The following is a 20,791-nucleotide window of genomic DNA, read 5'->3' on the forward strand; positions in this document are numbered from 1 at the left end:
GCTGTGCGGGCCGCCTCATGGCGGCCGCGCGCTCTCATCCTCACAGGACCGGGTGCTCGCGGTTCGGCCTGCGGTTTCCGTTCAGCGTGCGCCCGAGCTGCCGTCCGTCCCCGGAGGGCCGAGGGTCGGCATCCCGAGGTCGGCCACCGCTGGTGCTGTGCGGCATGACGTCGTGCGGCGTCGGCGCCGTCCGACGAGGACGCCGAGTCCGGCGGCCGCGGCCAGCACCGCCAGGGCGGGCATCCAGAGCGCGCCGATCGCGGAGGTGACGCCGATGGAGCCGAGGACAGCCAGGACCGGGCCGGCGCAGCACACGGCGCAGGCGGCCGCCGCGGCCGCACCGGCGCCGAGCGTGCCCCAGGGCCGGGACGGACGGGAAGCGGGTGACGGGGTGGTCATGCGGCTGCTCCGAAGAGGTCGGCCAGCATCCCGGCGGCGGACTCGGGTGCCCGCACCTCCAGCTGGAGCGCGGTGGGGGTCAGGTGCAGGGTGAAGTCGAAGAACGCGCAGCAGCTCTGTTCCGCCGCGGCGAGCGCCGCGACCTCGCTGGCGAGCTCCGCCCCGGCGGGGAAATACAGCCGGATGCCGTCGGGGATGTTCTCGCGCCGTATGGCCTTGGCGGCCAGTCGCTGCCACTGCTCGGTGCGCTCGCCCAGCTCTGCGCCGCCGAGTGTGCAGGCCACCGGGACGTCCCGCCACGGGTCGGCGGCCTGGCCGTGGCGGGTCGGCGACAGCGTGATCGGCACAGGCCCGGCCGCCGTCGGGCTGCTCGTCGTGCAGCCGCACTCCGGCCCGCACGCCCCCGCGGGCGCCGGGCCAGACAGGCTGGCGTGGACAGCGGCCAAGTGGGCGGAGAAGGCGCGCAGCTCGGCGATCCGGCCGTCGGTTTCGGTGATCCGGGCGGCGAGCAGCGGCAGCATCCGGGCCCGGACCGAGGCGCACACCCCTTCCTCCCGGACGTCGAGGAGTTCGCGGATCTCCTCCAGGGCCAAGCCCAGCAGCTTGGCGGAGGAAATGAAGGCCAGGCGCTCCACCGCCTCCTCGCCGTACGTCCGGTACCCGGACGGCGTGCGGTCGGCGGGCAGCAGCCCGGCGTCCTCGTAGAAACGCAGCGTCGTGGCCGGAACGCCCGAGCGGTCGGCCAGCTGCGAGATGCGGTAGGTCGTCACACCATCGACGCTAAACCTTCGACTCGACTCCAAGGTCAAGTGCGCTGGGCCCTCGGCCCTGCCTCCTGGGCGGCCTGGATCAGATCCATTCAGGCCGAGGTCGCGGCCCGGCCCGGCCTTGCGTACACGCTGAGCTGTTCGCGGGCTGTCCCTGCTCCATGTCGAGCACGGGATGGCGCGTGCACCAAGCGGCGCGCTGGGCTGCCGGCGCCTGAGTCGCGCGGCGGGCCGGATCGGGATCGGGTTAGCGCGGCAGGGTCTGGGTGACGCGCCACAGGCGGCGGGGCAGGTCGCCTTCCTCGAAGGCGTGGACCTCATCCAACTTCCAGCCGTCGGCGAGGGTGTCGACAAGGGCGCGGGGGAAGAAGTGGACGGCGAAGCCACCGTGTTCGTAGATGTCGTCGCCGTGGGCGGCGCCGGTGCCGTAGTGGGCATCGCCGGTGTGGCGGACTGTGTAGACGAAGCGACCGCCCGGCCGCAGGACCCGGCGGAGCTCGGCGACGAGCATGCGGATCTCATCGGTAGACAGGGCCATGCACAGCAGCATGTGGGCGAACACCGCGTCCACGGAGGCGTCCGGCAGCGGGAGTGCCTCGCGGACGTCGTGCACGGCGGTGGTGACCTGCCCGGCGGTGCCTTGGGCGAGTGCACCGTGGCGGAGCTGTTCCAGGCCGGTCGCGGAGAAGTCGGTGGCTTGCACGGTGAAGCCCTCGCGCGCGAAGTACAGGGCGTCGCGGCCGTGGCCGGCGCCGAGTTCGAGGACGTCCCGGGCACCGGCGGCCCGGAAGACGGTCGCGGCATGGATGGCGGGGGCGGAGGGCTCCTCGCCGTACATGCCCGGGTGGGCCGAGTACGTGCTCTGCCAGTGCGCCCGCTGCAACTCGGCCAGGTCCTGCTCGTCGCCCGTCACTCGCTCGTCCCTCTCCCCGCTGGTCAGTGGCCCGATCGTAGGCCCACAAGCCCGATCACTATTATCCACGATTCTATGAATTCAGGTTTCGCTGTACTGTCGGAGGGTGCTGACCGTTGCTTCCGACATCGACGTGCTGGCCCGTTTCGGCCGCGCGCTCGCCGACCCGATCCGCTGCCGCATCCTGCTCGCCCTGCGCCAGGCGCCGGCCTACCCGGCCGACCTCGCCGACGCTCTCGGCGTCTCGCGGACCCGGCTGTCCAATCACCTGGCCTGCCTGCGCGACTGCGGCCTCGTCGTCACCGTCCCCGACGGGCGCCGCACCCGCTACGAGCTCGCCGACCCCCGCCTCGGCCACGCCTTGGAACACCTCCTGGCCTCCGTGGTCGCGGTCGAGTCCGACCAGACCTGCCCGGACGCCGCTGAGAAGGGCTGCTGCTGAGATGACCGCGATATCCCTCGGGCCGTCCCCGGCCCGCCGTGACGTGCTCGCCAAACGAATACGGCTGCTGGTCGGCGCGACGATCACCTACAACGTCATCGAGGCGATCGTCGCGATCACCGCCGGCACGATCGCGTCCTCCACCGCCTTGATCGGCTTCGGCCTCGACTCGGTGATCGAGGTGTCCTCCGCCACGGCGGTCGCCTGGCAGTTCTCCGCCCGCGACCACGCCGTGCGGGAGGCAAGGGAGAAGACCACGCTGCGGATCATCGCGGTCTCCTTCTTCGCCCTGGCCGCCTACGTCACCTTCGACGCCGTCCGGGTCCTGACCGGAACCAGCGAGGCAAAAAGCTCGATCCCCGGCATCGTCATCGCCGCCCTGTCTCTGGCGATCATGCCGTTCCTCTCCGCCGCCCAACGCCGCGCCGGACGCGAACTCGGCTCCGCCAGTGCGGTCGCGGACTCCAAGCAGACCCTGCTGTGCACTTACCTCTCCGCCGTCCTCCTCGTCGGCCTGGTCCTCAACGCCACCCTCGGCTGGTCCTGGGCCGACCCCATCGCCGCCCTCGTCATCGCCGCCATCGCCCTCAAGGAAGGCCGCGACGCCTGGCAGGGCAAGGGCTGCTGCGCACCCACCGCCCACGCGCCGGCTTCCGTCGCGACCGACGTGGACGCGTGCGGCTGCAAGCCAGGCTGCACCTGCTGCTCGTGAACATCTCGTTGCCGCTCCGGCCTCCCGCTATCAGGTCGGCCGATACTGGCCAGACGATCGAGGAGCGGCGGGGGCAGTGGTGGAGTGGACGATCTGGGCCGGGTTCACGGCCGGCCTGCTGATCTCGACGGTAACCGCGCCGGTCGGTGTGTCCGGGGCGGTCTTCCTCCTGCCGGTCCAGATCAGCGTCCTCGGTGTGCCGAGCCCCGCGGTCACCCCGACGAACCTGCTCTTCAACGTGGTAGCCGGGCCCGGCGCCCTGTGGCGCTACCGCCGCGACGGCGCCCTACGCGGCCCACTGGCCCGGCGCCTCGTTCTCTGGACGCTGCCTGGCGTCATCGCCGGCGCCGCCATCCGCGTCTTCGCCCTCCCCAGCCCCGGCGTCTTCCGGATTCTGGTCGCCGCCTTCCTGCTGCCGCTCGGAACGTGGCTGTGCTGGCGAACCCTGCGCCCCGCCCAGCGGCGGCCGGATGCCGCCGAGCCGTCACCGCCCGCACTCGCCTTCCTGGCCCTGACGGTCGGAGTGGTGGGCGGGATCTATGGGATCGGCGGCGGATCCCTCCTCGGCCCGATCCTTGCCGCGCGCGGCATGCCCATGGCCCGCATCGCCCCCGCCACCCTCGCCGCGACGTTCACCACCTCCATCGCAGGGGCCGCCACGTACTCCGTCCTGGCCCTGGCGAGCCCCGGGCCCGTCGCGCCCGACTGGTGGCTCGGTCTGGCCTGCGGCCTCGGTGGTCTGATCGGCGGCTACCTCGGCGCGCGCCTCCAGCCCCGCCTCCCTGAGACCTTCCTGCGCCTGCTCCTGGGCACCCTGGCCGCCTCCATCGGCGCCCTCTACGCCGTCCAGACCCTCATCTGACCAGGCACCTGAGCGGACACTTCCGCTGTCCGGACTAGGGTGGGTGGGGTGCACTACTACACCGTCAGCGAGGCCGCCCAGTTCTTCGGCGTGAGCAGCGACACCGCCCGCCGCTGGGCCGATGCCGGCCGATTCCCCCCGACGAAGCAGGGCAGTAAGCGGCTAGTTCCGGGCCCGGCGCTGGCCGCGTTCTGCGTGGAGCTCGCGAAGGAGAACGCCGAGGAAGCCGAATCGACGACCTCGGCCCGCAACGCCATGCCGGGCATCGTCACCCGCGTGGTCCTCGGTGAAGTCATGGCCCAGGTCGAGATCCAGGCCGGCCCTCACCGCGTGGTATCCCTGCTGACCCGCGAGGCCGTCGAGGAACTAGGGCAGGAGCCTGGCGTGTCGGCCATCGCCCGGGTCAAGTCCACTGACGTCCATATCGACGTCGGCTGACCTGCGCTCACCGCGCCGGTGAGCGCAGGCCCGGTGCTACAGACCGAAGGCGCCGCCCTCGATGAGGATGAGCAGACCGATGGCGATCAGGACGAGGGGGAGCAGGATGTGGCCCCAGCGGGCGAGGGCCTTGGCGATGACGGGGCGGGTGGCGAAGAACCGGCCCGCGAAGCACCACACCGCCACCAGGACGAGGAACACTACGGCGTAGACGCTCATCCCGCCGGCGGTGGCGAAGACGGGTACGTAGACGCCGATGTTGTCGCCGCCGTTGGCGAAGGTGACCGCGGCGACCTCCAGCGGGCTCGGCCCGCCCTCCTTGGCCTGCGCCTCTTCCTCGCCGTATTCGCCTTCCCGGTGGCTCTTCCACGCCTGCCAGGCCGCCTTGAGGCCCAGCGCGAGCGGCAGCAGGCCGAGGTAGGGGATCGCGGACTCGGGAAGGAAGGTGGCACCGAACGCGGCGGCGACCGCGACGGCGAGGATCGCGGCGAAGCCCAGGTACTGGCCGAGCACGATGCGCCGGGTGGAGCCGGGGTGCCCGGCGCCCTGGGCGAAGAACAGGGCCAGGATGAGGATGTCGTCGATGTTGGTGACGGCGAACAGTCCGGCCGCCTGCCCGATGATGCCCAGGTCCACGGGTAGCTGCTCTCCTTCGACGGGTGGTCCCGTGACGCTACCGGTCGCTTCTGTCGCCACCACGTGGACCCCGGCTCCAGCTGGACACCTTGCTCGGCTACGGTGCGCCGGGATCCCGCGCGCGCAGGCACGGGCATGAGCGGCGGGATGCCGCGAGGGAGCACAGGATGAACGCGGTAGGGGCCCCGGCCGGTGGCGGCGAGTTGAGACGGCGCCTGGGGGTGGGGGACGCGGTGCTGATCGGGCTCGGGTCGATGATCGGGGCAGGGATCTTCGCCGCGCTCGCTCCGGCGGCCCGGGCGGCCGGCTCCGGTCTGCTGCTGGGGCTGGCGCTCGCTGGGGTGGTCGCGTACTGCAACGCGACGTCCTCCGCGCGGCTGGCCGCCCGCTACCCGGCGTCGGGCGGGACCTACGTCTACGGCCGTGAACGGCTCGGGGAGTTCTGGGGCTACCTGGCCGGCTGGGCCTTCATCGTCGGCAAAACCGCCTCCTGCGCCGCCATGGCCCTGACCGTCGGAACCTACGTCTGGCCCGGCCAGGCCCACGCGATCGCGGTGGCCGCCGTGGTCGCGCTGACCGCGCTCAACTACACCGGCGTGCAGAAGAGCGCGCGACTGACCCGTGTCATCGTCGCAGTCGTCCTGTCGGTCCTCGCCGCGGTGGTCACCGCCTGCCTCACCAGCCAGACCAGCGAGCCCGCCCGGCTGAACATCGGCGCCGACGCCACCGTCAGCGGCATCCTGCAGGCGGCGGGGCTGCTCTTCTTCGCCTTCGCCGGCTACGCCCGTATCGCCACCCTGGGCGAAGAGGTCCGCGACCCTGCCCGCACCATCCCCCGGGCTATCCCGATCGCCTTGGCCATCACCCTGGTCGTCTACGCCCTGGTCGCGGTCGCGGTGCTGACGGTCCTGGGGCCCGGCCAACTCGCCCGCACCAGCGAACCTCTCACCGAGGCCGTACGGGCAGCCGGTGTCCCCGTGCTGGTGCCGGTCGTGCGCATCGGGGCGGCCGTCGCCGCGCTCGGCTCCCTGCTCGCCCTGATCCTCGGGGTCTCGCGCACCACGCTGGCCATGGCCCGCGACCACCACCTGCCCCGCACCCTGGCCGCGGTGCACCCGCGCTTCGGGGTTCCCCACCACGCCGAACTCGCCGTCGGCACAGTCGTCGCCATCGCCGCCGCGACCGTCGACCTGCGCGGAGCGATCGGTTTCTCCTCCTTCGGCGTCCTGGCCTACTACGCCATCGCCAACGCCGCCGCCCACACCCTCACCGGGGCCGAAGGGCGCCCCCCGCGCGTTGTCCCGGTCCTCGGCCTGGCCGGCTGCGCGGTCCTGGCCTTCGCCCTGCCGCTGGCCTCCGTCATGTCCGGAAGCGCCGTCCTCCTTCTCGGGGCCTGCGTTTACGGCCTGCGCAAAACCAGAGCCGACAGGACCCGCCCCTGACCGGACCGCGCCCCGCCCGGCCCCGGTACGCCTCGGCTGCCCAAGGCCACCTGGTGTCGGCCATCCCGGCGTCCGGCCGGACGCCGGGCGTCGCTAGCATCACAGGCATGTCCCTTCGTCCGGCCCGGCGCCCTCAGCCGGCACTCACCGCCCTGCTGGCCGGTGTGCTGCTGCTCTGCGCGTTCCTGATGGCCGGAGGCGGGCACGCGGACACGATGCCCATGCCCGCCGCGATGGACAGCACCCCCACGGCAGGCATGGGCGCGATGACGGCCAGCCCCGATTCCGGGCACGGGCCCGCGTTCTCGGACACCGGTGGTGACGGCTGCGCGGTGATGGCCATGGACTGCCCGCTGGCTTCCGCGCATTCCCCGGCTCCAGTGACGGTGGCCGCTCCCGCCCTCGTCGTGACAGCACAGCCCCCGGCCGTCGCCGCACGGTTGCCGCTGCCGGCGGGAGTCTCCTGCGTCTGGCCCCGGGCGCCCGATCCCCTCTCGCTCCTCTGCATCAGCCGGACCTGAGCACACCCGGCACCCCACCCCCACCCTCTTCACGGGTTTCGGGCCGGCGGGTGCCTTGCCATGTCCTCACTCCGGCTTCCCCCTTTCTCAGAGGAGTCCTTCTCCTTCATGGCTTCCACCAGCACTCTCTTCCTCACCGGTGTCACCACCGGCCTCTTCGCGGGCGGTGCGTCCTGCGCAGCCGTCCAGGGCGGTCTGCTCGCCGGCGCCGTCGGCCGCCGCGCCACCGCATGGACGCCCGATGCATGGGAGCGCAGCGGGCTGTTCACGCCCGTGGCCGCGTTCCTCGGCGCCAAGCTCACCTCCCACACCCTCCTCGGCGCCCTGCTGGGCCTCGTCGGCGCCGCCGTCCAGCCGGGCCCCCAGGCCCGCGCTCTTCTTCTCCTGGCCAGCGCCGCCCTGATGGTGGTGTTCGCGCTCGACATGCTCGGCGTGAAGGCGGTACGGCGCCTGGTGCCGCGGCTGCCCGCCTCCTGGGGGCGCCGGGTGCGCCGCTCGGCGAAGTCCACCGCCGTCACCACCCCGGCCCTCCTCGGCTTCCTCACGGTCCTGATCCCCTGCGGAGTGACGCTGAGCGTGGAACTGCTCGCCGTCACCTCCGGCACCCCCTACGCCGGGGCGGCGGTGATGGCCGGATTCGTCCTCGGTACCGGACCGCTCTTCGCCCTCCTCGGATTCTTCCTGCGCTCGGCCGCCAAGCTGTGGCAGGGCCGCCTCACCCGCATCACCGGCGTGATCGTCCTGCTCGTCGCCGTGTGGACCCTGGGCTCCGGACTGCGCCTGGGCGGCTGGTGGCCCACCGCCACACCGCCGGCCGCCCCCGCGAGCACACCCGCCGAGACGGTCCGCACGGCCGCCGACGGCACGCAGACGATCACCGTCCAGGCCCGAACCAACTCCTACACACCCGCAGCCGTCACCGCCCGGGCCGGTGTGCCCACCAAGCTCGTCGTCGCCACCCACGGCACGAACGGCTGCGTCCGCTCCTTCGTCGTCCCCGACCGCGGCGTCCAGGAAGTCCTGCCCGTCACCGGGGAAACCGTCATCGACCTCGGCACCCCTAAGGCTGGCACCCTGCCGTTCACCTGCGGAATGGGCATGTACAGCGGCCAGATCACCTTCACCGACACCGCACCGGCCCCGGAGGCCACCCCGTGAGCACCATCCGCATGACCTTCGCCATCACCGGCATGCACTGCAACAGCTGCGGCCTGCTCATCGACGACCAGATCGAAGAACTCCCGGACGTCATCGCCAGCACCACGGACGCACGCAGCGAACGCACGCTCGTCGAGTGCACGACGCCGGTGGACCCGCAGCGGGTCATCGCCGCCATCACCTCGGCCGGATACCAGGGCCGCCACCTCGGCTGAACCCCTCCGTGGCGTCGACCGTGGGGACCACACCGGCCGACGCCACCATCAGCCCGGCGGAAAAGACCAGTCCTCGACACGAGGCGACGCGGAAGCCGAGCTGATCGCCACGAGCGGCCGTTCCACCTGAACGGCTGAGCACGGTAGCTGGCCACAAAGGCCAGCTACCGTGCTCCTTACCGTGTTGGCGGGTTGATTCCGGTCCTTCGTACGATCGGGAGACCCAGGGGCCTGGGTGTGGCTTTACCGCGCTCATGCCGAAGGTGTGGCTTTGACTGATTGGCCGCCCAGTGCCCCGCGACGACACGGCCACTCATTGGGATAAGCGAACACAGATCGCTTCGTAAGGACACGTCGGCGTCGTCGTCTGCAGGGACCAGTCAACCGGACGACGAGGGAGGCTCGGGTGCCCGAGCTCTGGGCGGGGACGGATGCCGGCAAGGCCGCGCACCACTGCACGGTGATCGACACGAACGGGACGAAGGTGCTCTCGCGCCGGGTGCCCAACAACGAGCCCGACCTCCTGGAACTGATAGGCGACGTCCTGGCGCTGGCGGAGGACGGCCCGGTGACTTGGGCCGTTGACCTGAACGCCGGCGGCGGCGCTCTACTGATTGCCCTCCTGGTCAACCACGGCCAGCGGCTCCTCTATATCCCTGGCCGAACCATCCACCATGCCTCCCGTGGCTACCGGGGCGACGGCAAGACTGACGCGAAGGACGCCTACGTCATCGCCGACCAGGCACGAATGCGTCGGGACCTGCAGCCCTTGCAAGAGTGGGACGAGATCGCGGTGGACCTGAAGATCCTCACCGCCCGCCGCTACGACCTCGCAGCCGACCGCACCCGCGCCATCAATCGGATGCGAGCCCAGCTACTGGAGTACCTTCCGGCGCTGGAGCGGGCCTTCGACTACGCCGCCTCCAAAGCCGCACTCATCCTCCTAACCGGCTACCAGACCCCGGCGAGCCTGCGCCGGGTCGGCCCCAACAGGCTCGCGACCTGGCTGAAGAACCGCAAAGTCCGTGGCGCCCAGGCCATGGCCGATGCGGCTGTCGCCGCGGCCCAGGCCCAGCACACCGCCGTGGCCGGGGAGAGCACAGCCGCTGCCGTGGTCAACGCTCTGGCCAGGGCCGTGATGGCTCTGGACGACGAGATCGCTGACATCGACGCGAAGATCGCAGTCCGCTTCCGAGAGCACCGCCACGCGGAAGTCGTCCTCAGCATGCCCGGCATGGGCCCGTTGCTGGGCGCGGAATTCATCGCCTGCACCGGCGGCGACATGGACGCCTTCGGCACCGCGGGCCGGCTCGCCGGCGTCTCCGGACTCGCACCGGTCCCACGGGACTCCGGCCGCATCAGCGGCAACATGCGCCGACCCCATCGCTACCACCGCCGACTCCTCCGCGTCTTCTACCTCTCCGCCCAGATCGCCGCCCGCTTCTGCCCCACCTCGAAAGCCTTCTACGACCGCAAACGAGCCGAGGGCAAGAACCACAAACAGGCGATCCTCGCCCTCGCCCGCCGCCGCCTCGACGTCCTGTGGGCTCTCCTCCGCGACCAACGCCATTGGACGGCCCAACCACCCCAACCAGAAGCAGTGGCCGCATGAACATCCCGGCTCAGCACAAGTCGGCCGGGACGGCCTGCGGGTGACGGTCACTTCGCTGACCTTGGGGGCCGGTCTGACGCCTAGCCTGAGGCCAGGCCCTCATCGGGCCATCCAACCCAGGGAGGGCAACGGAATGGCGCTGGAGATGATCCCCGATCGAGCAGGCCGGGAAGTCGCCTTTGAACCCATGCTGGATGAGCTCCTCACTGCGTTCTCCCCTGACTGGGAGTTGCCGCAGATCATGGAAGGCGAAGAGCGATACCACTGCAATGAGGTCAAGCGTTTCGAGGTCAGCGAGGCCGCAGCGCAAAATCTCGAAGCCACACGGCACCACGCAGACCTCCTCATGCGCGCGGCAGTGCACGATCAATGCCGGAGCGGTATTCGGCAAGTGATCGAGCCCCTGGTGAAGGCGATCGGCCACCGACAGGTCCAATCGGCGATCGTCGACTACATGAGGACCGGCTCCGACGCTGAGAAGGTCGGCGCCTCCATGGCCTGGTACTTCGCCCGGCCCGGACTTCAGTACGCCTCCATGGAGGATCTCCGCCGAGGAGTCCCCACAGAGGAGAGCAAGGCGGAACTGGAGGCACTGGCCGACCTTCGCGACGACTACCGCGCGGCCGGCCTCTCCGCTTTTCTGACCTGCGAAGGCCCGGAGACACGCCAGGACCTCTCTCTCGACCTCAGCCTCGACGCGACGATCTACCCCGCCGCTCTCCAGGACAGCCACGAGAAGGCGAGGCGCATCATCCTGGCGGATCCCGAACGGTATCGCTTGCTCCTGGAACGCTGCGCGCACGCGTCATCGCCGATGGAGAACCAACAAGATCGACCGACTGATCCGCACGCTTGACAACGATGATTGGGAATCAGTCACAGCCCGCCAAGGGTTGGAGGACGGCGGAAGGTGTCCGGCACGGCGGGCTTCGCGGCCGGTGCGGCCTTCATCGGATTGCCGGGGATCCCGCCCTGTCCCGCTACGGACGCTGCGGAGAGCGGGCGAGCGGGCCCCAGGGCCGTACGTCGTTCGATTCGTCCGAGCCGATCGATGGGGAGAGCCGGGTGAGCGGGGGTGGACATGACCATGTAGCCGGCGTTGGCCAGCTTCGCGTATGACGCAAGGTGCAGTTCGGCACTCAGCTGCGTGTCGGTCTCTTCTGGGAGAGCGAAGAGTTCCAGATCGCCGATCATGGTCGGCACGAAGCCATAGCGTTCCAGTACGGCAACGGCATGGGGCAGGTCCTTGAGCACGGCAACCCACAGTGGATGCGAACTACCGGGAATCTGCCCGTACAGGATGTCGGGTTCGATCGAGTCAGGCATGGAGCTCCTGGGATAAGCGGAGGCCAGCGTGGGCTGGCCGTCTGTTTGCGTGGGAGGGGTCGGCGAAGGAGCGGCTAGTGAGTCGTTCGCTCTGTCCGCCGGCGCAAGGCCCAGACGGCTCCGCCGCCGGCGATGATCAGTGCCCCGGCCAGGATGCCGATCCAGCGGGCCGCGCCACCCCCTGTATTGGCGAGGGAGCCGGTCGGCGCGGGGGTGGTGGTGCTCGACGCCGTTTCGGCGACCGTGGGCGTGCTTGACGGGGATGCGGAGGCCGTCGCCGAAGGGGTGGCCGAAGTGCTCGGCTTGGGCGAGGCCGGGGAAGTCGGCGGCGTGCTGGTCGGGGGCTTGGTCGTCGGGATCTTCGAGTTGGTGAACTCTGCGGTGACCGGTGCGCCCGGCTTCGCGGTGACGGCCACCGGCTTGGCCGACAGCTGGTATCCGGCCGGAGCCTTCGTCTCGGTGGCGATGTAGGCGGTCCCTGCTCGTGCGGAGACCGGCAGCTTGGCCTTGGCGGTGCCGTCGGGTCCCGTGGTCAGGGTGACCGCGTCCCCCTTCGCGCCGGCAGGTGTCACGTTGATCACCGCGCCGGCCAAGGGCTTACCGGTCTCCTTGTCGGTCTTCTTGACGATCAGATCGGCCGCCTTAAACGGGTCGATGATCACCAAGGGTGTGACGGCATCCGTGATGATGACGTCCTGGGCAGCGACGGTGTCGTGGATCGGGCTCCCGCTGGCGTTCTCCTTGAGTCGGTAGGCCCCGGGCATAAGGCCGTCGAGGCGCAGGAGGCCATCGGTACCGGTCTTCCCTTCGGCCGCCGGCTGGCCGGAGGCGTCGAGGAGGGTGAAAGAAGCGCCGGCGAGGACGTCTCCGGCCGGGTCCTTCTTCTGGATCTCGATCCCGCCCGTCGTCGCGGAGCGCTCGGTCGGGGCCGGCGGCGGGGTGGACGGGTCGGGGCTCGCGTTGGCGTGGGCGAAGGGAATGGTGGCGGTCAGCGCGGTGAGGGTGAGGACGAGGACTGGGGCTGTGCGGCGGCTGGGCAAGTGGTGCTGCTCCTAGTGGTGGGTGGTGGGGGCGGCTGCTCGGGAAGAGCGGTCTGCCGTGCTGGGGACATCGGTGGAAGTGGGTGGCTTCCCTGCTGGCGTGCGGTTCACCGCCTGGGGGCGGTCGCGGACTTCGCGGGTGTGGCCTGGAGGGTCGGGGCCGCGGCTGACCGGACGGCTCCCCGCGGGCGTTTCGGGGGGAACCAAAGGTCGGCGTAGCGCGTGATGGCCTCCCGCAGTGGTGTCCAGTCGCCTCCTGACCAGCCGGGGCCGCCCTTGGCGGTGGTGTAGTCGGTGAAGACGCCGTGCCCGCTAAGGCCCGGGAAGCTGCCGGCGGCTTGGTCGCGGCGCTGGAAGGTTCGGTGGTCGGCGAAGGACAGGACGACGTCGTCGATCGTGCCCTTGTCTTCGTGGAGGATCCGGACGCGCAGCCCCCCGTATTCGCGGTGAACGATGGTCGGGTGGAAGTCGACTCGCAGGCGCAGTGGGCTCCGGGGGCTGGGCGTCGCGTAGTAGCTCTGTCCGATGACCGTGCCGCCGGGGAGGCTGAGGGCGAGTTCCTGGTCGAAGAACCAGCGTGGCTGTAGGGACAATTCAGCAGCTCCAGAGGTTCAGGTTCAGCGGACCGGCCGTCGGGTGGGCGCGGGGAGCCGCGCGCTTGGGGCAGTGCTGGTCGACCAGCGCGGGACGCTGTGTGTGCGGGCGCTGGGCCGTGTTCGGGGGCGGGAACGGGCGACATCGAGAGGTGTCGGTGCCTTGGGCGGGGCCGGTCGCACGGGGGTGAGCTCGGCGCGCTCGCGCAGCACCTTTGGGATCTCCTGCTCCCGGCGCATGACCGGGGCCGGATTCGCCATCGCCACGGTGATCGCGGTGACGAGGTTGACGGGGGTCTCGGAGGAGGCCGTCGCGTACCAGCGGTTCCATCCCTGCGTGCCACCCCACATGAGCCACCGGGCGTCCAGGGTGGTGAACTCCATCTCGGGGTCGAGGTCACCGGTGGTGAAGGCGGCACCCGCAAGTTTGTCGGGCGACGTCCATTCAAGGGTTCGCTCTTCAGCACGGGTCAGCTTCCACCCGTTGTGGATCAGCGGAACGAGCCCGTCGTAGGCGCTCCCCTTCATGTGGGGAAGGTAGGCCTGTGGTCCTTCGGTGTAGCTCTGCGCGAGGGCTTCGGTGAACGCGGTGACGAGCTCGGTGGGCGCAGTGTCGCTGAAGCAGACGCCCCAGACAGGGGCGGCGTGCGGGTCGCGGTAGGCGGTGATCCGCCAGAGGCCGTCGTCCTCGCCTTCGGGGAGGTAGCCGAGTCGGACGCGTCGGTCGGGCGCGGTCACGTAGCAGTTGCCGAGGTCATCGTGTTCGAGCGGCCAGCCCAGGTCGCGCAGGGGCTGAAGCCCTGGGTCTCCGATCGCGGTGGGACCGGCGAGGTAGCGGGGGGTGACGTAGACATCGCCGTCGAGATCTTCGGCTTCGGCGCCGGGGAGACTCTCCCCCATCAGTTCTGTCCCCCGGCGCTGCTGACGGGGTTCCCCGGTGTGGGGCGGACGACGACCGTGATGTGGTCCTGGGCTTCCTGCATACGGGCGGCAGCCTGTGCCGCGTCCGCTGCGGTCACGACGACGAGGCCGACCCTGGCGACATCGACGTCGCCCTCGGGAGGCAGGACGACCTGGTCGCCGACCTCGCTGATCCAGCTGACCTGAGCCAGCCAGTCGGCGTCGAGCAGGCTGGGGTCGATGCCGCGCTCGATGACGGTTCCCGAGACATCGGGGTAGAGCAGGCGTACGGCTGCGGCCTGCCGTCGGGTGGGGGTGAGGTCGGGTGCGATGCCGAGGGCGAGGTCGGCGGCGGCTCGGGGCAGGTCGATGCCCGTCGCGAGCTGGACCAGGCGGCCGACGAGGTCGCCGCCGATGCGCTGGTTGACCTCGATGATCCGCGGGCCGGTGGCGGTGAGCCGGAGCTCGACGTGGGAGATGCCGGTCGTTACGCCGAGGGCGGCCACGGCGGCCGTGGCGATCGGGCCGGCCTCGGCGAGCAGCGGGTCGGCCGCGTCCACGCTGTGGCCGGTCTCCTCGAAGTAGGGCTCGAAGCCCAGCTCCTTGCGCGTGATGGCCACGGCGGTGGTCTGGCCCTGGTGGGTGACGCACTCGACGGAGATCTCCGGCCCGTCGAGGTACTCCTCGACGAGGACGTCGTTGGAGTCGCCGCCGTGCAGGTTCGCGCCGGCGGTCGCGAACTCATAAGCCTCGGGGAGCTCTTCGGCCTTGTCCACCCGGATCACGCCGACACTGCCTGCCTGACCAGCTGGCTTGAGCACGACGGGGTAGCCGATGGATTCCGCCGCGAGGGCGCTCTCCAGGAGGGAGGCGACCTTGATGGACTGTGCGGAGGGAACGCGATGGCGGGCGAACTGGGCACGGCTGGTGGCCTTGTCGCGGCAGGCATGGAGGACATGGGGGTCGTCGGTGAGGACGCCCAGGTGCTGGGCCAGGTGCGCGGTCGCGACGAGGAGCGTTTCGTTCCAGGTGACGACTGCGGCAACGGGGTGGCGCGCGGCGAGGAGTTCGCCCGCGCTCAGCAGGGCCTGTCGGTCGTACGGGTCGGCCGTCTCGTGGTCGATGACGAGGTCGTGCTCCCAGGTGATGGGGCTCGGGGTGATGACGACGGTGCCGTAGGCGGCGGCGACCGCCTGCAGGCAGTAGCCCCGGTAGAGGTAGTCGTTGGGGGCGACCACCAGGACGACGGGGCGGGAGGGGGCGGTGTGAGTGGGAGACAAGGGTCGGAAGGGTCCCGTTCTAGAGGTTCGTTGTGGGGCGGTGGCCCGCTCGCGGTGCCAGATCAGCGCGGGCCGGTGGTGTGGGCGGGTGGCTACTCCGGCGCGACGGAGGCCGTCGGGTGGGGCAGACCTCGGGTGCCCGGAGAAGAAGACCGGCTCGGTAGCCGCCTGACCGGAGCGGGTCTGCCGGCAGGTCGCTGATCGACGTCGGCCGGATGGTGGCGGAGCTCGGGCAGTGGACCTTCGCCAGGAGGTGACGTGATTCCGGCACGGGCAGTCGCGGCTTCGACGAGCACGCGTAGGTCGTGCACGAGTCCGGCAGGGGCGAGGAGCGTCTGGGCGAGGGATTCCGCTTCGGGCCCGGGAAGGCTGTGGAGCCGTGAGGTGAGGCTTCGTAGAAGGCTTGCGGCGGCCACGGCCTGGTCGGTGCTGAACGACGAGGTGCGGCGGTTCGGGGACGGCATGGCTCTCCGTGGGTCGGGACTCAAGCGGCTACCGGTTCGAGTGCTGGTCTGTTCGTGTCGTGCAGGGCGGGATCGCGGCGCAGGCGCCAGAACGCGGTGGCCAGGCCGATGGTCTGGAGCGCGGCACAGCCGGTCATGACGTGGCCGAGGGCTGCGGGCGGGGTGACGGCGACGAGTACGCCGGCGATCGGGAAGGGCAGCAGCATGATCAGGATGGTGATGCTGAGGGTGGCCCCAAAGACGTCGCGCGGGATGAGGCGGGAGCGCAGGGTGCGCAGGACCACCGTCATGGAGCCTTCGCCGGCCATCAGGATGGCGACCAGGACCAGGAAGGGCGTGTAGGCATCGGCCTGGGATACGGCGATGCCCCCGAGCGAGGCGATCAGCGCTCCCGCGGTGCCGACGGACCAGAGTCCGAAGCGGTCGATGGCGAACCGGGACAGGGTCGTTGCCAGAAGGGCGGCGGTCGCGGCGGCGGACCAGATGAGTCCGACAGACGCGGTGCTGAGTCCGAAGTTCTGTACGACGATCACGGGGGCGGCGGCCTGGAGAAGGCCGGTGGCGAAGTTACTGACGGTCAGGCCGGCGATCAGCCATCCGAGGGCAGGCAGTGCCCTGAGGGTCGACCAGCCCATGCGCAGACCCTGGCGGACGGTTGTGGTCTCGGGGTTGGGCTGGGTCCGGCGTGCCCGGGGAGAGGTGACGGCGGCCAGGAGTGAGAGCGCGCCGATGGTGACGAGCAGGGTCTGCTGGCCGGCGTACTGGAGAAGGAACGCGCCGGCAGCGGGTCCGGCGAGGGTGGCGGACTGGTCGATGCTGAGCAGGACGGACTGCACGCGGTGCTCGACTCGGCCCGGTTCCCGGCTGGCAGCGCCGCCGGCGGTCTCCGCGGCGACGTAGGAGTATTCGGTGAGGACGCCGATGACGGCGGCGAGGGCCATCACCGCGATGGTGGTGATGAGCTTGTCGTCGATGAAGGTCAGGGCCAGGACCGCCGTAGTGACGACGAGGGTCCGGATGGTGGTCGCCGTCCGGAAGACTCGAGCCGCGCCGTGGCGGTCGACGGCTGCGCCTGCTCCGACGAAGGCTCCGATCCGGGGAATCCATTCCAGGACGAAGGCGAGGCCGGTCAGCATGGCCGAGGACGTGGTGGCCAGGACGAGCAGCGGGATCCCGTAGGTGCCCAGGTTGAACGCGGCGGCATCCATGGTCCGCGGCAGGTAGATGCGGCGGAAGATGCCGTGGTCGGGCAGGCGGGCGTGGCGGCCACCAGCGGCTCTGTGACGGGTCATGATCACTTTCAGTCGGGGTGTGGCCGATGGGTGGTGGCCGGGAGTCTTCAGTCCTCGTGGCCCGGAGCTGGCGCGCCGGAGGCGTGCCGCGTGGAGGGGCCGGTTGCTACGCGGAGCGCCGGGGGGCCGCTCCGGGCAGGGCGGCTCCCTTCGCTACGCCGGGGATAGCCGCCTGCACCTTGGCCACGGGTGGGGCAGGCCGTGTGTGCCGCACGCGCTGGACGAGAGCGGTGTTCGCGGTGACCCAGGCCTGCAGTTCGGCCAGCGGTCCGCGCAGTTCGCGTCCGGTGTCGGTCAAGATCCACGGGACGCGTGCGCCTTGACGGACCAAGCCGGCGTCGACAGCTCGGGCGACCCGGCTGGCTTCGTACGGCGCGTGGGGGTTGAGCAGGACGGTGACGGTGTTGGGGTCGCGCAGCAGGCCGAGGGTGGCTTCGACTCGGTTGACGAAGTCGCTCTGACCGCCGGGGTAGTCGTGTTGGCGGGCCCAGCGGCCGAGCTGGTCGTACACGTCTGCAAGGCCGGCGCCCGCCTGCGTGAGCCGGAACTGGCGCTCGCCGGTGCTGAGGGTCTCGCGGCGGAGGAGCCCACGGCGGCGCAGTCCGGCCACGGCCGTCTTCAGGACCTCGACCGGGATATCCGGGAACGTGGCCGGCAGGCTGCCTCGACGCCGGGCGACGGGCCCGTTGTCGTCGAGTTCGGTGATGATCCTCGTGGTCCACCGGTAGCTGAGAAGCGTCGCCGCGCGCACGAGGGATTCGGTCTCGGGGCTGGGCTGCGTCATCGGACGCGGCCTCCCATGGAGGACCCGGCTCGGGGACGGTCGGGGATCCCGTGGGAGAACAGGCCGAGGCGCTGCTGCACCATGCTCTCCGGCGTGGCCACCGACGAGGCGGGCCGCTGGGAGGGCGAGCTGTTCGCGGCCCACATGGCCGGGCGGCTGGGAGCGGAGGCGGGTACCCACAGCGGGTGCGGGGTGGCCTTGGCGCGGCCGGCGGCCCAGGTGGACAGGGCCTGGAAGGTACTGGTGAGGGCTTCGCCCTGGCGGGAGAGCTGGTAGCTGCTGTGGCCGAGCCGGTCGACGAGGCCGTCCTCGACGAGCTGGCGCAGCGGCTGGTAGATCGGAGCTGTCGTGGTGGCGTGGTCGAGGACGACGTCGGCGAGCTCTCGGCCCGAGGCGCTCGGCTGGGAGCGCAGGGCCCACAGCAGGGCGGTGGCGTACTTCGGCGTGATCAGCTTGAGGGTGTCCTCGGCGTTCTGGGCCGCGGGTATCCGCTCAGGCTCCAGTTCACCTGTGATCCGGTTGGGCTTCTTGATCTTGTCGAGGTGGGTGTCCCCGTAGGTGGCGAGAGCTGCGATGACCGTTCCCAGGCTGCGTCCGCGTCCGGAGAGCTGGTAGGTGACGTGGCGGGCCGACTCCTCGTGCCGGTCGACGAGCCCGTCGGCGGTGAGCGTGGTCAGCCGGCCGGAGAGCTGGGCGTCGAAGAGCATCGGCAGCCGCGTCTTGATGTCCGTGTAGCGCAGGGGCTGTTCACCGAGGGTCATCAGGGTCCACACGCTCCAGCGGGGGCTGAGCATGTCGAGGGCCTCGGTGACGCGGGCGAGGTCTTTCGCGATGGGGCGGGGCAGGCCGGGGGTAGCCACGGAAGGGTCTCCTGAGCGTTTCGGGTCAGTGGGTGCGTGAGGAAGTGCTGGACACGGCGTGGGCGGGCTTCCCGGCGGGCGGGTTCACGGGCGGCTCGGCGCGGCGCAGTCCCTGCAGGACGGCGGCGAGGGTCTTGGCGTGCACCTCGTGCGCGGTCATTGCGCGGTGCAGCCTCTCGGCGCTGTCGCGGATGTGGCCGGTCTCGAAGGTGCCGATGTCGCGGTCTTCGCCCGTGTACGTGCGCAGGCGGTCCAGCTGGAAGTCGATGCTGCGTTCGGCGAAGACCAGGTCACCGTGGATGGTGAGGATGGCGCCGAGGAGGGTGGAGTCGGGACTCTGGGCGGCCGCTTGCTTGAGTTCGGTGAGCGGCTGGCCGAAGAGGGCTTCGATGCGGTTGCGGAGTTCGGACGAGGTCTGGTCGGACAGGTGGGTTCCTTCAGGGGTGTCGGGACCGGGCCGCGGGTGGGGCGGTGTTCGACTTGGGGCTGGCCATGGGGGTGGCCTGGTGCCGACCGGGGCCGGCAGCTTCTCGGCCGGGCATGCTGCGGAGCAGCCGGGTGAGGGCAGTGACGATCTCGGTGCGGGAGGTAAGTGCTGCTTTCATCCACTCGACGTCCGTGCGCATGTCCCCGGCGTCGAGTTCGCTCTGGTCGCGGTCGGGCGCGGTGGCCTGGTGCAGGCGGTCCCGTACGCGGTCCACGTGGGATTCGGCAACGGCGAGGAAGGAGCGGAGTTCCATCGCCCGGAACAACGCGGGCCCTGCCTGGCCGGCGGTCGCCGTGCGGTGGAGCTCAGTAACCGGCCCGTTGAACGCGGCTTCGATCGCCTGGTCCTGACTACTGGGTGGCAAGGGTGTGTTCATCGTCCGGCGGCCCGGCCGGTGTTCGCCGGCGGGCGGGGTGGCAGTGCCGTGGGGATCTGCGTGGCGATCCGGGTCTGGGGTCGCTGCCCGCGCCAGACCTGGCGTGCGTTGGGGTCGAGGAGGTGGCGCAGAACCATGGCGCGGCCGTCTCGCGCGGCGACCGCGGTGTTGACCTGGTGGGCGATGGCCATCTGGGACGGGGTGAGTTCGCCGGGAGCGGGGCCTATGGCCGCGAGCAAGGTGTTCTCGGCCCGGTCCACCACGGTCTGGGCTTCGGCGGTCAGGCCGTACCAGTGGAGCACTTCGGTGGCGGGATGCACGCGGCCAGTGGCGGTCGCTACTCGGCGGAGTTCATCGAGCGGCTGCTGAAATGCCGCCTCTATGTGCTGGGTGAGGACACCCATGACGTCGTCGGATGACACGTCTCTCCTTTCGAAAATGCAGTGGCCGACCAGCAGACGTGTTCCGCTTGCGGCCTTCTCTAAGCATCCGGAGAATCCGGGAATTCGATAAGCACGAAGAGCCTGATATACGGCCGTCGGCGGTGCGCCGGATTACTGTCAGCGCCGACGGGCAAGGCCCGGCAGCGTGGGCTGAACCAGTCCTGGGCGCAGGGCCGTTCGGGAGGCGAGGGGCGCCGGGCGAAGGGGTGCGTCCGGGCTCTCGATCCAGTCCATCGCGGCTTCGTACGTGGGGAAGACGCCCTCGCGGAGGGTGTGGGTGAAGGCGTCCATGTCGGCGACCTCGTGCAGGACCCGGAAGGGGTGGGGGTCCTTCTCGTCGAGGGCACGCAGGACGATGACCACGACCGGCGCCGGCAACGAGTCGTCGGTGTTGCTGTGCAGGAGGGCGAAGTGGTTGCCGTCGCCCATCAGCCGCTCCTGCAGCGCAGCCGTGCGCTTGTCAGCGGGCGCGGTCCCCATGCCTTTCTGGAGCCGGATTTCGTCACGCGGGCATCCCCGGGAAATCAGCCAGGACTGCGCCATCACCGGGAGCGGAAGGCTTGCGTATTCGAAGGTGAACGTCTTGGCGTTCAGGTCGCGGTCGATGTGGAGGGCGAGGAGCTGGGGAAGTCCGGGGATTCCCCAGGTGACGGATTCGTCGAACATCACGTGGTAGCTGTGGCGGCCATCGGGCGTGTGATGCTCGGCCATCCGGCCCAGGTGGTCGAGGTTGGCGTCGATCGCGCCGTAGAAGTCATCGTCGACGGAGTCGTCGGCGGGCTCGAAGCCGTCGATTCTCAGGACGGGTTGGTGTTCGGGGTTGGGCACG

At 70.6% G+C, this 20,791-nt stretch carries 26 protein-coding genes; 10 read left to right on the plus strand and 16 right to left on the minus strand.

The window, feature by feature from the left end; all coding sequences use genetic code 11:
• Positions 1–81: 81 nt before the first annotated feature.
• From ACWCP2_RS09565 to ACWCP2_RS09575, 3 genes are all read right to left on the minus strand, one after another.
• Positions 82–399 (minus strand): hypothetical protein, encoded by a 318-nt coding sequence (locus ACWCP2_RS09565; RefSeq protein WP_450908009.1) that lies wholly within the window; start codon positions 397–399, stop codon positions 82–84.
• Entirely contained in the window at positions 396–1,169 is a 774-nt protein-coding gene (locus tag ACWCP2_RS09570) for a heavy metal-responsive transcriptional regulator (protein WP_450908010.1), read from the minus strand. The genes ACWCP2_RS09565 and ACWCP2_RS09570 overlap by 4 nt, the downstream gene beginning before the upstream one ends.
• A gap of 244 nt (positions 1,170–1,413) precedes the next feature.
• Positions 1,414–2,079 (minus strand): class I SAM-dependent methyltransferase, encoded by a 666-nt coding sequence (locus ACWCP2_RS09575; RefSeq protein WP_450908011.1) that lies wholly within the window; start codon positions 2,077–2,079, stop codon positions 1,414–1,416.
• A gap of 106 nt (positions 2,080–2,185) precedes the next feature.
• Between ACWCP2_RS09575 and ACWCP2_RS09580 the strand changes: the two genes are divergently transcribed.
• From ACWCP2_RS09580 to ACWCP2_RS09595, 4 genes are all read left to right on the plus strand, one after another.
• Positions 2,186–2,521, plus strand: a complete 336-nt coding sequence (locus ACWCP2_RS09580; RefSeq protein WP_450908012.1) for an ArsR/SmtB family transcription factor — start codon at positions 2,186–2,188, stop codon at positions 2,519–2,521.
• Position 2,522: 1 nt separating this feature from the next.
• Positions 2,523–3,233 carry a cation transporter gene (locus ACWCP2_RS09585; RefSeq protein WP_450908013.1) on the plus strand — a complete coding sequence of 237 codons (711 nt, stop codon included), beginning with the start codon at positions 2,523–2,525 and terminating at the stop codon, positions 3,231–3,233.
• Between the two features lie 79 nt (positions 3,234–3,312).
• Positions 3,313–4,095, plus strand: a complete 783-nt coding sequence (locus tag ACWCP2_RS09590; protein WP_450908188.1) for a sulfite exporter TauE/SafE family protein — start codon at positions 3,313–3,315, stop codon at positions 4,093–4,095.
• Positions 4,096–4,134: 39 nt separating this feature from the next.
• Positions 4,135–4,533, plus strand: a complete 399-nt coding sequence (locus tag ACWCP2_RS09595; protein WP_450908014.1) for a TOBE domain-containing protein — start codon at positions 4,135–4,137, stop codon at positions 4,531–4,533.
• A 36-nt stretch (positions 4,534–4,569) separates the two neighbouring features.
• Here ACWCP2_RS09595 and ACWCP2_RS09600 read toward each other — a convergent pair whose 3' ends face one another.
• A complete protein-coding gene (locus tag ACWCP2_RS09600; protein ID WP_450908015.1) occupies positions 4,570–5,169 on the minus strand; it encodes a cadmium resistance transporter in 600 nt (199 codons plus the stop codon).
• A 167-nt stretch (positions 5,170–5,336) separates the two neighbouring features.
• Here ACWCP2_RS09600 and ACWCP2_RS09605 point away from each other — a divergent pair, with 167 nt between their 5' ends.
• The 6 genes from ACWCP2_RS09605 to ACWCP2_RS09630 all read left to right on the plus strand — a co-directional run bounded on the left by ACWCP2_RS09605 (position 5,337) and on the right by ACWCP2_RS09630 (position 10,973).
• Positions 5,337–6,611: an APC family permease gene (locus ACWCP2_RS09605; protein ID WP_450908016.1), complete on the plus strand. Its 1,275-nt coding sequence runs from the start codon at positions 5,337–5,339 to the stop codon at positions 6,609–6,611.
• Positions 6,612–6,718: 107 nt separating this feature from the next.
• Complete coding sequence (locus ACWCP2_RS09610; RefSeq protein WP_450908017.1) at positions 6,719–7,132, plus strand: hypothetical protein; 414 nt, start codon at positions 6,719–6,721, stop codon at positions 7,130–7,132.
• A 108-nt stretch (positions 7,133–7,240) separates the two neighbouring features.
• Positions 7,241–8,290, plus strand: coding sequence for an urease accessory protein UreH domain-containing protein (locus ACWCP2_RS09615; protein WP_450908018.1), 1,050 nt, complete (start codon positions 7,241–7,243; stop codon positions 8,288–8,290).
• Complete coding sequence (locus tag ACWCP2_RS09620; RefSeq protein ID WP_450908019.1) at positions 8,287–8,505, plus strand: cation transporter; 219 nt, start codon at positions 8,287–8,289, stop codon at positions 8,503–8,505. Before ACWCP2_RS09615 ends, ACWCP2_RS09620 begins: the two co-directional genes overlap by 4 nt.
• Positions 8,506–8,911: 406 nt before the next feature.
• Complete coding sequence (locus ACWCP2_RS09625) at positions 8,912–10,117, plus strand: IS110 family transposase (RefSeq protein ID WP_450908020.1); 1,206 nt, start codon at positions 8,912–8,914, stop codon at positions 10,115–10,117.
• A 133-nt stretch (positions 10,118–10,250) separates the two neighbouring features.
• On the plus strand, positions 10,251–10,973 hold the full coding sequence (locus tag ACWCP2_RS09630; RefSeq protein WP_450908021.1) for a hypothetical protein: 723 nt from the start codon (positions 10,251–10,253) through the stop codon (positions 10,971–10,973).
• 20 nt (positions 10,974–10,993) lie between these two features.
• Here ACWCP2_RS09630 and ACWCP2_RS09635 read toward each other — a convergent pair whose 3' ends face one another.
• The 12 genes from ACWCP2_RS09635 to ACWCP2_RS09690 form a co-directional block, all read right to left on the minus strand.
• Complete coding sequence (locus ACWCP2_RS09635; protein ID WP_450908022.1) at positions 10,994–11,443, minus strand: hypothetical protein; 450 nt, start codon at positions 11,441–11,443, stop codon at positions 10,994–10,996.
• A 74-nt stretch (positions 11,444–11,517) separates the two neighbouring features.
• A complete protein-coding gene (locus ACWCP2_RS09640) occupies positions 11,518–12,483 on the minus strand; it encodes an MSCRAMM family protein (protein ID WP_450908023.1) in 966 nt (321 codons plus the stop codon).
• A gap of 107 nt (positions 12,484–12,590) precedes the next feature.
• The gene (locus ACWCP2_RS09645; protein ID WP_450908024.1) at positions 12,591–13,076 is read right to left on the minus strand and encodes a hypothetical protein; all 486 of its coding nucleotides are present in this window, start codon (positions 13,074–13,076) and stop codon (positions 12,591–12,593) included.
• Between the two features lie 24 nt (positions 13,077–13,100).
• On the minus strand, positions 13,101–13,976 hold the full coding sequence (locus ACWCP2_RS09650; RefSeq protein WP_450908025.1) for a DUF317 domain-containing protein: 876 nt from the start codon (positions 13,974–13,976) through the stop codon (positions 13,101–13,103).
• A complete protein-coding gene (locus tag ACWCP2_RS09655; RefSeq protein ID WP_450908026.1) occupies positions 13,976–15,256 on the minus strand; it encodes an ATP-grasp domain-containing protein in 1,281 nt (426 codons plus the stop codon). Before ACWCP2_RS09655 ends, ACWCP2_RS09650 begins: the two co-directional genes overlap by 1 nt.
• A 484-nt stretch (positions 15,257–15,740) precedes the next feature.
• Positions 15,741–17,012, minus strand: coding sequence for an MFS transporter (locus tag ACWCP2_RS09660; protein WP_450908027.1), 1,272 nt, complete (start codon positions 17,010–17,012; stop codon positions 15,741–15,743).
• 106 nt (positions 17,013–17,118) lie between these two features.
• Positions 17,119–17,796, minus strand: coding sequence for a winged helix-turn-helix transcriptional regulator (locus ACWCP2_RS09665; protein WP_450908028.1), 678 nt, complete (start codon positions 17,794–17,796; stop codon positions 17,119–17,121).
• Positions 17,793–18,656, minus strand: a complete 864-nt coding sequence (locus ACWCP2_RS09670) for a winged helix-turn-helix transcriptional regulator (RefSeq protein ID WP_450908029.1) — start codon at positions 18,654–18,656, stop codon at positions 17,793–17,795. Before ACWCP2_RS09670 ends, ACWCP2_RS09665 begins: the two co-directional genes overlap by 4 nt.
• Before the next feature lie 25 nt (positions 18,657–18,681).
• On the minus strand, positions 18,682–18,816 hold the full coding sequence (locus ACWCP2_RS09675) for a hypothetical protein (protein ID WP_450908030.1): 135 nt from the start codon (positions 18,814–18,816) through the stop codon (positions 18,682–18,684).
• Between the two features lie 277 nt (positions 18,817–19,093).
• Positions 19,094–19,507 carry a hypothetical protein gene (locus tag ACWCP2_RS09680; protein ID WP_450908031.1) on the minus strand — a complete coding sequence of 138 codons (414 nt, stop codon included), beginning with the start codon at positions 19,505–19,507 and terminating at the stop codon, positions 19,094–19,096.
• A gap of 8 nt (positions 19,508–19,515) precedes the next feature.
• The gene (locus ACWCP2_RS09685; RefSeq protein WP_450908032.1) at positions 19,516–19,941 is read right to left on the minus strand and encodes a hypothetical protein; all 426 of its coding nucleotides are present in this window, start codon (positions 19,939–19,941) and stop codon (positions 19,516–19,518) included.
• Between the two features lie 138 nt (positions 19,942–20,079).
• Positions 20,080–20,790 (minus strand): hypothetical protein, encoded by a 711-nt coding sequence (locus tag ACWCP2_RS09690; RefSeq protein WP_450908033.1) that lies wholly within the window; start codon positions 20,788–20,790, stop codon positions 20,080–20,082.
• Position 20,791: the final 1 nt, after the last annotated feature.

The organism is Streptomyces sp. NPDC002104 (assembly GCF_053593795.1).

Coding starts and splice junctions, on each gene's coding strand:
- ACWCP2_RS09565 (WP_450908009.1), bottom strand. CDS start 399: ATGACCACCCCGTCACCCGCTTCCCGTCCGTCCCGGCCCTGGGGCACG.
- ACWCP2_RS09585 (WP_450908013.1), top strand. CDS start 2,523: ATGACCGCGATATCCCTCGGGCCGTCCCCGGCCCGCCGTGACGTGCTC.
- ACWCP2_RS09605 (WP_450908016.1), top strand. CDS start 5,337: ATGAACGCGGTAGGGGCCCCGGCCGGTGGCGGCGAGTTGAGACGGCGC.
- ACWCP2_RS09610 (WP_450908017.1), top strand. CDS start 6,719: ATGTCCCTTCGTCCGGCCCGGCGCCCTCAGCCGGCACTCACCGCCCTG.
- ACWCP2_RS09615 (WP_450908018.1), top strand. CDS start 7,241: ATGGCTTCCACCAGCACTCTCTTCCTCACCGGTGTCACCACCGGCCTC.
- ACWCP2_RS09630 (WP_450908021.1), top strand. CDS start 10,251: ATGGCGCTGGAGATGATCCCCGATCGAGCAGGCCGGGAAGTCGCCTTT.
- ACWCP2_RS09635 (WP_450908022.1), bottom strand. CDS start 11,443: ATGCCTGACTCGATCGAACCCGACATCCTGTACGGGCAGATTCCCGGT.
- ACWCP2_RS09650 (WP_450908025.1), bottom strand. CDS start 13,976: ATGGGGGAGAGTCTCCCCGGCGCCGAAGCCGAAGATCTCGACGGCGAT.
- ACWCP2_RS09660 (WP_450908027.1), bottom strand. CDS start 17,012: ATGACCCGTCACAGAGCCGCTGGTGGCCGCCACGCCCGCCTGCCCGAC.
- ACWCP2_RS09665 (WP_450908028.1), bottom strand. CDS start 17,796: ATGACGCAGCCCAGCCCCGAGACCGAATCCCTCGTGCGCGCGGCGACG.
- ACWCP2_RS09675 (WP_450908030.1), bottom strand. CDS start 18,816: ATGACCGCGCACGAGGTGCACGCCAAGACCCTCGCCGCCGTCCTGCAG.